At 31.0% G+C, this 12104-nt stretch carries 14 protein-coding genes; 11 read left to right on the forward strand and 3 right to left on the reverse strand.

The annotated features are described in order from the left end of the window. Window positions 1-60: 60 nt before the first annotated feature. On the reverse strand, window positions 61-495 hold the full coding sequence (locus ACVCXO_RS01455) for a response regulator (protein ID WP_452227824.1): 435 nt from the start codon (window positions 493-495) through the stop codon (window positions 61-63). A gap of 193 nt (window positions 496-688) precedes the next feature. On the opposite strand from ACVCXO_RS01455, the gene ACVCXO_RS01460 reads away from it, so the two are divergent. The 9 genes from ACVCXO_RS01460 to ACVCXO_RS01500 all read left to right on the forward strand — a co-directional run bounded on the left by ACVCXO_RS01460 (window position 689) and on the right by ACVCXO_RS01500 (window position 6810). Next, the gene (locus tag ACVCXO_RS01460; RefSeq protein WP_452227825.1) at window positions 689-1321 is read left to right on the forward strand and encodes a Crp/Fnr family transcriptional regulator; all 633 of its coding nucleotides are present in this window, start codon (window positions 689-691) and stop codon (window positions 1319-1321) included. Between the two features lie 47 nt (window positions 1322-1368). Then, window positions 1369-2163, forward strand: coding sequence for a sulfite exporter TauE/SafE family protein (locus tag ACVCXO_RS01465; RefSeq protein ID WP_452227826.1), 795 nt, complete (start codon window positions 1369-1371; stop codon window positions 2161-2163). 226 nt (window positions 2164-2389) lie between these two features. Then, window positions 2390-3805 carry an MBL fold metallo-hydrolase gene (locus ACVCXO_RS01470; protein WP_452227827.1) on the forward strand — a complete coding sequence of 472 codons (1416 nt, stop codon included), beginning with the start codon at window positions 2390-2392 and terminating at the stop codon, window positions 3803-3805. A gap of 120 nt (window positions 3806-3925) precedes the next feature. Beyond that, the gene (locus ACVCXO_RS01475; RefSeq protein WP_452227828.1) at window positions 3926-4285 is read left to right on the forward strand and encodes a rhodanese-like domain-containing protein; all 360 of its coding nucleotides are present in this window, start codon (window positions 3926-3928) and stop codon (window positions 4283-4285) included. A gap of 2 nt (window positions 4286-4287) precedes the next feature. Next, on the forward strand, window positions 4288-4557 hold the full coding sequence (locus ACVCXO_RS01480) for a heavy-metal-associated domain-containing protein (RefSeq protein ID WP_452227829.1): 270 nt from the start codon (window positions 4288-4290) through the stop codon (window positions 4555-4557). 11 nt (window positions 4558-4568) lie between these two features. After that, the gene (locus tag ACVCXO_RS01485) at window positions 4569-5588 is read left to right on the forward strand and encodes a c-type heme family protein (RefSeq protein WP_452227830.1); all 1020 of its coding nucleotides are present in this window, start codon (window positions 4569-4571) and stop codon (window positions 5586-5588) included. Window positions 5589-5601: 13 nt separating this feature from the next. Continuing rightward, window positions 5602-5898 (forward strand): thioredoxin, encoded by a 297-nt coding sequence (gene trxA / locus ACVCXO_RS01490; RefSeq protein ID WP_452227831.1) that lies wholly within the window; start codon window positions 5602-5604, stop codon window positions 5896-5898. After that, entirely contained in the window at window positions 5898-6497 is a 600-nt protein-coding gene (locus ACVCXO_RS01495) for a methyltransferase domain-containing protein (protein ID WP_452227832.1), read from the forward strand. The genes trxA and ACVCXO_RS01495 overlap by 1 nt, the downstream gene beginning before the upstream one ends. A 163-nt stretch (window positions 6498-6660) precedes the next feature. Beyond that, the gene (locus tag ACVCXO_RS01500) at window positions 6661-6810 is read left to right on the forward strand and encodes a hypothetical protein (RefSeq protein ID WP_452227833.1); all 150 of its coding nucleotides are present in this window, start codon (window positions 6661-6663) and stop codon (window positions 6808-6810) included. 82 nt (window positions 6811-6892) lie between these two features. On the opposite strand, the gene ACVCXO_RS01505 is transcribed toward ACVCXO_RS01500, so the two are convergent. Further along, a complete protein-coding gene (locus ACVCXO_RS01505; RefSeq protein ID WP_452227834.1) occupies window positions 6893-8995 on the reverse strand; it encodes a TonB-dependent receptor in 2103 nt (700 codons plus the stop codon). A gap of 67 nt (window positions 8996-9062) precedes the next feature. Continuing rightward, window positions 9063-9440, reverse strand: coding sequence for a hypothetical protein (locus tag ACVCXO_RS01510; protein ID WP_452227835.1), 378 nt, complete (start codon window positions 9438-9440; stop codon window positions 9063-9065). A 197-nt stretch (window positions 9441-9637) separates the two neighbouring features. Between ACVCXO_RS01510 and ACVCXO_RS01515 the strand changes: the two genes are divergently transcribed. After that, window positions 9638-10363 (forward strand): peroxiredoxin, encoded by a 726-nt coding sequence (locus ACVCXO_RS01515; protein WP_452227836.1) that lies wholly within the window; start codon window positions 9638-9640, stop codon window positions 10361-10363. Between the two features lie 178 nt (window positions 10364-10541). Next, window positions 10542-11894, forward strand: coding sequence for an MBL fold metallo-hydrolase (locus tag ACVCXO_RS01520; RefSeq protein ID WP_452227837.1), 1353 nt, complete (start codon window positions 10542-10544; stop codon window positions 11892-11894). The last annotated feature ends 210 nt before the right edge of the window (window positions 11895-12104 follow it).

Consider the following 12104-nt stretch of genomic DNA (forward strand, 5'->3'; position numbering starts at 1 on the left):
ATAATTACTTGTAAGTAAAAACTTCAAGTATAAAAAAATCTTTGTAAAGTGAAGAGGGCTTTACGTTTTTTTACTGGAAGCTAATATGTAATGACTTTGCTTAACGTGGTCTAAAATATCAGAAGTTAGTGGCTTGTTAATAAAATCTGAAATTATTTCAATGGTTTTAGAACGTTTAAAATCATCCGGATTATTAGAAGTAGTCAATAAAATAACTTTTATAGAGTTCGTGAAGTTAGAATCTATTTTATTAAATTCTTCTAAAAATTCCCAACCATTCATAGCAGGCATATTAATATCTAGAAATATTAAATCTGGTTTTGCTATTAATCCATTCTTAGCATCTTTTAAATAATCTAATGCATTTTGGCCACTGTTAACAGAGGTTACTTGTCCGAAATCATTATGTCTGTTTACAATTTTTTCATTGTAAAAATTGATAACTTTATCGTCATCAATTAAGAGGGTGCAATTAATGGAGTAATTATTAGTCATATTGCAATTTTAAAAAAATAAATGGTTTGTTTCTTATCTATATATTTTATTTTATTTCTAATCGATGAAAAGCAAATAAGAACGCCATAAGGCTGTGGTTTTAGATAACTACGAAGTACTTACTTCAATAATATGGCAATAGTAATTTACAACGAAGTTATTTATATAACTTTGTGAAGAAGAATATTTTATTATGTTAGACGAATTACAACAGTATTATGGTTATTTATTTGAAGATGCATTGCTTCAAGAAATTAATAATGTAGGTACTTATAAGGACATTCCGGAAGGTTTTAAACTAATAGAAATTGGAGATTATATAAAATCCATGCCACTTTTAGTAAGCGGAGCCATTAAGATTTTAAGGGAAGATAAAGATGGAGATGAGCTTCTTTTATATTTTATTGAGCAAGGAGATACTTGCGCCATGACATTATCTTGTTGTTTGGGAAATTCTAAAAGTGAAATTAGAGCAATTGCCGAAACAGATACCAAGTTAATAATGATACCTATTGCAAAAATGGAAGAATGGTTGGGTAAATATAAATCCTGGCAACAATTTGTATTACAGAGTTACCATAACAGAATGACAGAATTGCTTGAAGCTATTGATACTATTGCTTTTTTAAAAATGGATGAACGTTTGTTTAAGTATTTAAAAGATAAAGCAATGGTAAATCATAATGAGGTTATTGTGGTAACACATCAAGAAATAGCTAGAGATTTACATACTTCAAGAGTAGTCATTTCTAGATTACTTAAAGCACTAGAAAATTTAGGAAAAATTGAATTACACAGAAATAGTATTAAAATTTTAGATTTGTAACGCATGTTACACACTGTTAATTTATATAAATTACCTTTGTTATTCATATGGATGTACAGCAAATAATAACGTATTTAAGTGCTTTTTTAATTGGAGCAGTATTAGGCTTAATAGGTGGAGGAGGATCTATTCTTACCGTGCCATTATTGGTTTATTTTTTAGGATATAATCCTGTAATAGCGACAGCATATTCCTTATTTGTGGTAGGTTCTTCCTCACTAGTTGGTGTTATTCAAAAGCATCAAAAAGGATTGGTAGATTTTAAAACAGGATTAGCATTCTGTTTCCCGTCGTTTATGGCGGTATATATTTCAAGAAGATTTCTTGTTCCAGCAATTCCAGAAACACTTTTTACTATTGGAGCATTTTCTTTAACAAAAGGAATGGCAATCATGATATTTTTCGGAATAATCATGTTTTTAGCTGCTTTTTCTATGATTAAATCAAAAAAGAAAGAGCAAATTAGTAGTGGTTCGCAACCCTATTATAAAACTTTTATCCAAGGTGTTATTATTGGTGTTATTACAGGTCTTATAGGAGCGGGTGGCGGATTTCTATATGTGCCAGCATTAGTACTTTGGGCTGGTTTAGATATGAAAAAAGCCGTAGGTACGTCTTTAATAATAATAGCAATAAATTCGTTAATAGGTTTTTATGGAGATGTACAAGTCTTAGAAATAGAATGGTCGTTTTTATTAATATTTTCTCTTTTAACCATTATAGGAATTTTAGTAGGTGGTTATTTTTCTAAATTTATATCCAGTAAAAAACTAAAAAAGAGCTTTGGGTGGTTTGTATTGGTCATGTCTATTTATATTGTTTTCAAGGAGTTGGTTTTTTAAGAATGTAACTTATGTTGCAAAAAAAGAATAAAAATAGTAGTAAATTTGAAGTAGTAAAATAATTGGAATGTCTCATATACGAACACATTTTTACCAAAATTAAATAGAATTAAAAAATGCACCAAGCCGAAAGGCGAACACATTTTTACCAAAATTAAATAGAATTAAAAAATGCACCAAGCCGAAAGGCGAATACATTTTTACCAAAATTAAATAGAATTAAAAAATGAAAATAGAACAAATTTATACCGGTTGTTTAGCACATGCAGCGTATTATATAGAAAGTAAAGGCGAAGCAGCTATTATAGATCCATTGAGAGAAGTACAGCCATATATTAATAGAGCAAAGCGTGATAATGCAAAAATCAAGTATATATTTGAAACGCATTTTCATGCAGATTTTGTTTCTGGTCACTTAGATTTAAAGGCGAAATCTGGAGCACAAATAGTATTTGGCCCTACAGCAAAACCTTCGTATGACGCTATAATAGCTACCGATGGACAGGTCTTTGAAGTGGGAGATTACAAAATTAAAGTAATCCATACGCCAGGTCATACTATGGAAAGTACCACGTATTTGCTAATGGATGAAAACGGAATAGAATATGGTATCGTTACAGGAGATACACTTTTTATTGGGGATGTTGGTAGACCAGATTTAGCGCAAAAAATAGCTTCAAATTTAACGCAAGAAATGCTAGCGGGCTATTTATATGATTCTCTAAGAAATAAAATTATGACGCTTCCAGATGATATTATTGTCTTTCCAGCGCATGGAGCAGGTTCTGCTTGTGGTAAAAACATGAGTAAAGAAACTACCGATACTTTAGGGAATCAAAAAAAGGTGAATTATGCTTTACGTGCAAATATGACTAAAGCGGAATTTATTGCCGAACTTTTAGATGGTTTGTCAGAACCACCAGCTTATTTTCCTCAAAACGTAATGATGAATATTCAAGGGTATGAAAGTTTTGATAAAGTAATGACAAAATCCCAAAAGCCATTAACACCAAAAGCTTTTGAAGCCGCAGCTAATGAAACGGAAGCTATTGTTTTAGATGTACGTAATCAAGCAGATTTTGTTAAAGGACATATACCACGTTCTATTTTTATTGGTATTGATGGTGGGTTTGCACCTTGGGTAGGCGCATTAATTGCAGATGTAAGTCAGCCTATATTATTAGTTGCGCCAATAGGAAGAGAAGAAGAAGTAATCACCAGACTTTCTCGTGTAGGTTTTGATAATGTTATTGGTTATTTAGCGGGTAGTTTTGAAGCTTGGAAAAAAGCAGGAATGGAATATGATTCTATAACTTCTATATCTGCCGAAGAATTTGCAAAACGCTATAAAGCCAACCAAGATGTTATTTTTGATGTTAGAAAAGATGGCGAATATCTTGCAGAGCATGTAGATGGTGCAAAACTCACAGCGTTAGATACTATTAATAGCCATCTAAGCGAGTTTCCAGAAAATAAACCTTTCTATATTCATTGTGCTGGTGGTTATAGATCGGTAATTGCAGCTTCTATTTTAAAAAGTAGAGGTATTCATAACTTAATCGATGTTGCTGGTGGTTATGGCGCTATTAAAAAAACAAATGTACCAACAACGGACTATGTTTGTCCTAGTACCTTAAAATAAAATTAGTTTTTAGTTAATAAAAGCGCGTATTGCATTATGGTAATACGCGCTTTTTTGTGTAACAAAGGTTACTAACTAATAGTGTTTTATTCGTTATTTTTATAGAAAATAAATCATGAAATGAAATACATAATAAGCATATTTTTTATAACAACATTATTAGGATTAAATAGTACAGAAAGTAGCGTGATTACCGTGCTTTCTTCGGAAGATTTCAAAGGACAAACAGAAAATCTAAACGTACAATTAATAGATGTTAGAACTCCAAGAGAGTATGAGACTGGGCATATTTCGGAAGCCATAAATATCGATTTCTACGCTAATAATTTTAGTTTGGAATTTAATAAATTAAACAAAGATCAAGCAGTTTATATCTATTGTAGAAGTGGAAGAAGAAGCAGCAAGGCTTCAAAAAAATTAGAAGCAATGGGTTTTACAGAAATTTATGATCTTAAAGGTGGAATACTAAACTATAATTAAAAATGAAAACTTCCATACTAGTACAAAACCTAAAATGTGGTGGTTGCGTAAATACGATAACTACTAAATTATCTGAAATTAAAAATATTTCTGATATTCATATAGACCTTGATGAAAGTAGAATTTCATTTCGTTTTAGTAATGAAGCAGATCCTTTAGCTGTAAAAGATAAACTTAAAACTTTAGGTTATCCTTCCATTGATGAAGATAATAATATTGTATCTAAAGCAAAATCTTTTGTGAGCTGTGCAACAGGGAGGCTTTCTAAATAAAATAATGTATCATGAAAAATGTAATACTATTCGTTGTCTTTTTAACGTTGATTTTTAGCTGTAACAATTCCAAAAAAGAATATACTGCTTTCGAAAAACAAATGGAAGCTAACCAGCATCCAGGAAAAAAACTATTGGAAACTAATTGCTATACATGTCATAGTCCAACTGCAAGTCAGGAAGATAGAATTGGTCCACCAATGATTGCCATTAAAAAGCATTATATCAAGAAAGGTACTACCAAGCAACAATTTATTGCAGATATGCAAGCTTGGATTATAAACCCAAATACCGAAGATGCTAAAATGTTTGGAGCAGTAAAACGTTTTGGAGTAATGCCAAAACAAACTTTTCCAGAGAAAACTATTGCTCAAATTGCAGACTATATGTTCGATTTTGATATTGAACAACCGGAATGGTTTGAAAGCCATTTTAACGAAGAAAAAGGCATGCACAAAGGGAAAGGTAATGGAATGGGTAAAGGCAAAGGAATGAGAAATGGACAAGGCATGCAAAAGCAACAAGCAAACGCTAATAAGGATTCTTTAACCTATGGAGAACGTGGTTTAAAATATGCACTAGCTACCAAAGCGGTTTTAGGTAAAAACCTAATGGGAACTATTCAAAAAAAAGGAACATTAGAAGCGCTAACTTTTTGTAATGAAAAAGCATATCCTTTAACCGATAGTATGTCTGTAGTGCATCATGCAATTATAAAACGTGTTTCCGATAAACCTAGAAATCCAAATAATTTAGCAAATAAAAAAGAATTAGCGTATATTAATTCTTTTAAAAACGATATAAAAAAAAGTAAAGAACCAGAACCTATTGTAGATCTGTTTGACAATAAAGTACATGTGTATTATCCTATAACAACCAATGCAATGTGTTTACAATGTCACGGAAAACCTGATCAAGACATAAAGAACCTAACATTAAGTAAACTTTCTAGTTTATATCCTCAAGATAAAGCTATCGGTTATGGTGTTAATGAGGTTAGAGGTATTTGGAGTGTAACTTTTGATAAATAAAATTAATTGAGTTATGAGTAAATTTTCAGAAATAATAAATCAAGATAAACCAGTATTAGTAGATTTTTTTGCAACTTGGTGTGGACCATGTAAAGCATTAGCTCCGGTTTTAAAACAAGTAAAAGATGCTTTAGGCGAAAACGTTTCTATACTTAAAATAGATGTGGATAAAAATCAAACATTAGCAGCAAAATACCAAGTAAAAGGTGTGCCAACCATGCTTTTGTTTAAAAATGGTAAACAAGTCTGGCGACAATCTGGAGTCCTTCAAAAAGAAGAATTAATTAAAATAATTACCACTTCTAATTAATGGATTTAAGCGAAAAATTCTGGGATAATAGATATCAAACTGAGGATATTGGTTGGGATTTAGGCGAAATTTCTCCACCAGTAAAAAAATATATCGATCAGTTATCTAATAAAGAGTTGAAAATACTAATTCCAGGAGGAGGGAATAGCTATGAAGCGGAATACCTTCATAATAAAGGATTTAAAAATGTGTATGTTGTTGATTTGTCTAAAACAGCACTCGACAATATAAAAACGAGAGTACCTTCCTTTCCTGCTTCACATCTTATTCTAAATAATTTTTTTGATGTCGACATGACTTTTGATGTCATTATGGAGCAAACTTTTTTTTGCGCTATAGATCCTAATTTAAGAGCAGCTTATGCCGCAAAAGCATTTGAAATGTTACAGGTAAATGGAAAAGTAGTAGGCCTGCTTTTTAATGTACCTTTAAATAAAACACATCCACCTTTTGGAGGTTGTAAATTAGAATATATTGAATATTTTAAGCATTATTTTGATACTAAAATAATGGAAGCTTCCTATAATTCTATTGCATCAAGACAAGACAAAGAGTTGTTTTTTATCATTCAGAAAAAGAATATAATAACTACTGTTTAATAAAAGATGTATTTCCTGAAAAAGGGAAAATATCGTATTCCTATTATATAAAAATTTTAAAAAGAAATCCATATTTATCCTTTTTTTTAGCTGATAAAAGTCATATTTATTAAGACAAATAATTATTATTTTTATACTTTTAAAAACACTAACACCTATTTTTATGATATCTCAAAGCATTGCATTAGCGAACTGGAATAACGGCGTAATTATGATAGCTATTTTTGGATTAGTTTGTCTAGCTCTTGTTGGTTTTTTAGTAAAATCTATGTCTAACAACGATAGAGATAATGAAGAACCTAAAGAAAGATAATTTTATGTAAAACATTTAATTATAAAAAAAAAGTAGCATATTTTTAAATACGCTACTTTTTTGTTTTTAGATTAAGTATGTGCTAAAATTTATACTGTAAAAAAGCAGAGAAATTACGACCGGGTTCTGTAATTGGTGTTCTTCCAAAGTCTGCTTGATTCGTAAAAGAGAAGTTTAAATGGTTATTATAAGCTTCGTCTAAAGCATTAATTACGGCAACCCCTAAAGTTATGTTCTTAATCGGTTTCACGCCAAAACGTACATCTAAAGTTTGGTAGCCATCGGTTTCCGTTTCTCCAAAACTTCTTGAAATGTTTTCTTGCTTAGAAACTAAGTTATATTGAACGCTTCCCCAGAATTTTTCTTTTTGAAATCCTAAACTTAGCTTACTAGTAAAAGGTGGTGTTAGTGGCAGCGACTCTTTTAAATCTTTGTTTTTTGCATATACGTAAGCAAATTCTGTTTTAAAATAATAATCTTTTAAAAAATCTACTTGTGCCATTGCTTCAAAACCAGTTTTGTATGCCTCGTCTATATTTTGAAATACTTTTACGTTGGTAGGATCTGCTGTAGGATTAAACTTTTTAGCAATTGTTGGATCTATAACACCTACAATATAATTTTCAAAAAAGGAATAATAAAAAGAGGTTTCATATCGAAAACTATTAAAACCATTTTTTAAAGCTTGTTTTCCTTTAAAACCAATTTCAAATTGATTATTTACTTCTGCTTTTAAATTAGGATTTCCAACATATTCATAAGGATCTTGGCCAACAGTAAAATGATTTATAAAACGTTCAATCATATTTGCAGAACGAATACCACGACCATAAGCAGCTTCTAAAGTGAAATTATCAGAGACTCTGTTTTTAAGAGATACTGTTCCGCTTACATTATGTTCTGTGCGTTTTTCTAAATCATACATAGCAGCAAAATCTGCTTCTGGATCTTGTATGTCTGAGGTTACATGATCATAACGAATACCAGCTGTAAATATGGTTTTAGGAGTCATATTATACTTGGCTTCAGTAAAAATTCCTAAATCTGTGATATAAGAATCTTGCCACACTTTATCATTAAAAGTCATGGGTGTTGGTAACATATTTCCATTCATTATTTTCACCAATCTAGTTCTTCCGCCATCTCTAGCAATATGCATGGCATCTAAACCAGAAAATACATTTAGTTTCTCTACAGGTTTCCAGTTTAGTTCTAGCTTTCCTCCAATAGTTGTTGCATCCACGCCAGAAGCTGCTTCCATCATCATAAAAGAAGGTCTGTTATCATTAGTCATTAAATGATCTACATAACTGTAATACGCTTTTGCGGTTAATGATTTTGCTACTTCTCCAATATTATCTAGTTTATAATCTAAAGACAAAATACTGCTATTATCGTATTCGGTATCCATCGCCAAAGCAGCATGCTGTACATCACGTCCAAAAGATTGTCTCCAATGTGCTTGTAAACGTTGGTCGTCTGTAAAGTTATAACCTACTTTAATGCCGTAGTCGGTACTTTTAAAAGACGAAGGTATTTCGGTACCATCTCCATCTTCATAATTACCAAAATCTCTATAACCTGCATTTGCAACGATGTCATATTTTTCTTGAATATATTGAAGTTGTGCCAAGTTTACTAAAGAATTTCCGTTGCTTTCATATCCAGCCGAAACTTTTCCGTGTAACCCATAATCTTCATAATCTGGTTTCTGAGTTACCAAATTAATAATGCCTCCAAAAGTTGCTCCGTAGCGAACTGTGTATGGCCCTTTTATGATTTCTATTTTTGAAATTTCTTCCGGAATAATATGCGTGGTTATGGGATCCATTCGATTCGGACAAGCATGCATTGCTTTTGTTCCTCCATCGTATTGAATGTTTAATTGTTCGTATTGTGAAGCTCTAAAGGAAGGATCAATCGCGTAATTTCCTCTTTTTATAACCGAAAAACCGTTGATGTTATTAAATAAATCGGCAACGTTTTTAGGTTGTACAATTTTTTCGTCATAGGTATTGGAAACAACGGTTAATACGGGATCTTTTTTTAAGTTTCCAGTAACAATAACTTCATCTAAAGTGGTCGTTTTTTGTGCTGTGCTGTCTTGTTTAATTTCGTTTTGTTCTTGACCAAAAGAAATTGCTGAAATTAATGTGCATAATAACACACTATATACTGTTTTCATGTATAGTAATTTTATATTTTGTTTAAGTGTTTGCAGTGGGTTTCACTGAAAATAAGGAAATGAAAAACTACACTTTTGGAGGATGAAAACAATCGTTTATATTGTGGAAAGAATATAGGTTTTGATACGTACTTGGGTTTTGTTTTTTAAGTCGTATTTTTTGCTGAAATACTATAGTTTCCATTGTATTTGTGAATAAAAGGAGCTCTTTAAAATCTACAATACTTTCCGGAGTTTTTTGGTCTTTATCTTGTGATTTGGAAACCTTTTTTAAATGACATTTTCCATTACATTTTAATTCTGGTTTGTCCTGGTTTACGCAAAATGCTTCTATAAAACCAATAGTGTCTATATGGTAATACCCATAATTTAACGTTACTCGCATTCCATTAAATAGAAGGAGCGTTGTTAAACCAATAGCGAATATTTGTGTGCTTAATTTCATTACAACAAAAATAAGATCCAGAATTTCTTTTAAAGCTGATTTTTATCATGTTTATAAATAATTCGGATATTTTTATCCACTATTGTCAATCCTTATAATAGCATAAGAATTTGCTGTAGTTTAAGTGACAAATGTTACAGACCAATAATTGGTTGTGGTGTAATTTTATACTATTAATAAATAAAATCGATACCACTATGAATACTTTAGAAACAACAGAAAAACAAGAAGTTTTTACCATGCCAAGAATTGGAGATAAGGCTCCTGAATTTACAGCTACAACAACGCAAGGTGAAATTAATTTCCCTTCAGATTATAAAGGGCAATGGTCCATATTATTTAGCCATCCAGCAGATTTCACTCCAGTTTGTACTTCAGAGTTTATGACATTTGCACATTTAGAGGATAAGTTTAAAAAAGCTAACTGTAGCCTTATAGGTTTATCTATTGATGGTTTATACAGTCATATCGCTTGGTTAAGAACTATTAAGGAGAAAATTGAATTTAACGGAATGAAAAACATTGAAGTTAAATTTCCTTTAATTGAAGATATCTCTATGAATGTTGCCAAAAAATATGGAATGATTCAATCTGGAGAAAGTAAAACACAAGCGGTTAGAGCGGTCTTTTTTGTAGATCCAGAAAGTACAGTTCGTGCATTAATCTATTACCCATTAAGTTTAGGACGTAATTTTGATGAATTATACAGAGCGTTGATTGCAATGCAAACATCCGACAAATTTAACGTGGCAACTCCGGCAGATTGGAATCCTGGAGATGATGTTATTGTATCTCCTGCCGGATCATGTGGTGTTGCTGAAGAAAGAATGACATCAACAGAAGGTTTAGATTGTAAAGACTGGTTTTTCTGTACAAAGAAATTGGATAAAGACTTAGTATTAGATACGATTCTTAAAAAGTAAAATAATTTTAAACTTAAAAAGAGTCTTTATATTAAAGGCTCTTTTTTTATTTAATTCATTAGTAATAGTGTATTCTTATCAAAATAGAAAAATATAATGCTGTTTTACCATTTTAGTTTTAAATTTATAAGATCACTAATTTTTTTATCCTATTAATACACATAAAAATATAAAAATTATGAATGTTATACAGTTTGAAGATAAACCATTGGCTCATTATTCTTACGCTATAATAAGTAATAATGAAATGGCTATTGTGGATCCATCAAGAGATCCAAAACCTTATTACGAATTAGCAGAAAAACATAATGCAAAAATATCAGCGATTTTTGAAACACATCCACATGCAGATTTTGTGAGTAGTCACTTGCAAATACATAAAGAGACTGGCGCAAAAATTTATGTAAGTAAATTGGTTGGTGCTATGTATACACACCAGGCATTTGATGATGGAGATACTGTTAAAATTGGCGATATTACATATGCTGCAATTAATTCTCCCGGACATTCTCCAGATAGTATTACTATCATTGCTACAGATGCAGATAATAATCATGTCATGTTCTCTGGAGATACTTTATTTATAGGGGATGTTGGAAGACCTGATTTAAGAGAAAAAGCAGGTAATATGAAAGCAAAAAGAGAAGAATTAGCACAAAGTATGTACTATACAATTAAAGATAAGTTTAATCACTTAACAGATGCTACACTAGTATATCCCGCGCATGGAGCTGGTTCTTTATGTGGTAAAAATATGAGTGCAGATCCATCTAGTACCTTAGGAAGAGAACGTAATGAAAATTGGGCTTTTAAAGATTTAACGGTAGATCAGTTTAAAAATCACATTTTAAAAGATCAACCTTTTATTCCTTCTTATTTCGGATTTAACGTTGCTATAAATAAGGAAGGTGCAGATAATTTTGAAACTGCATTTTGCGATGTACCTTTCTCGTTTGGAATAACAGATTTTAAGGAGGATAACAGTTTAATTATTGATGTAAGAAGTGCATCCAGTTTTAAAAAAAATCATCTTAAAGGAAGTATTAATATTATTGCAGAAACCGAAGAGGACAAAGTGGAAACATGGCTAGGTTCTATTGTAGCACCTAAGGAAGCGTTTCATTTAGTAATTAATTCTATAGATGATAGAAAAAACATTCTTAGCCGTATAGCTAAAATTGGTTACGAAAAACAAATCAAATCGGTTATAACTTTAGGTGCTAATACATTTGAAACATTCAAATCATTAGATATACAAGACTTTAAAAAACACCCAAATCAATATACTATTATTGATATTCGAAATACTAGTGAAGTGGAGGAAGGTAAGATTTTTAAAAATGCTATTTCAATTCCTCTACATCAGTTAAGAGCTTCTAAAAACAAAATTCCTACAGATAAACCCATTGTAGTGCATTGCGCTGGTGGATATAGAAGTGCAGCAGGTAGCAGTATTATTTCAAATGCAATAGATAATGTTGCGGTATATGATCTTAGCGATGCGGTTAAAGAATTTAATGTGCAACACTAAAGGCACAAATGAAAAATTTTAATGGTATTAAAAGTTCTTTTAGTACCAATTATATAGATTGGTTTTTCGGTACGAAAAAATTAGATAAAGACTTAGTATTAGATACGATTCTTAAAAAGGTCTGAATTATTATTTCTTAATTTTAAAAAGCCTCTTTTAGAGGCTTTTTTGTAATAAAAGTTACATAGCGTTACGCGTTTGTGTTGTATT

This window comes from Lacinutrix sp. MEBiC02404 (assembly GCF_053601575.1).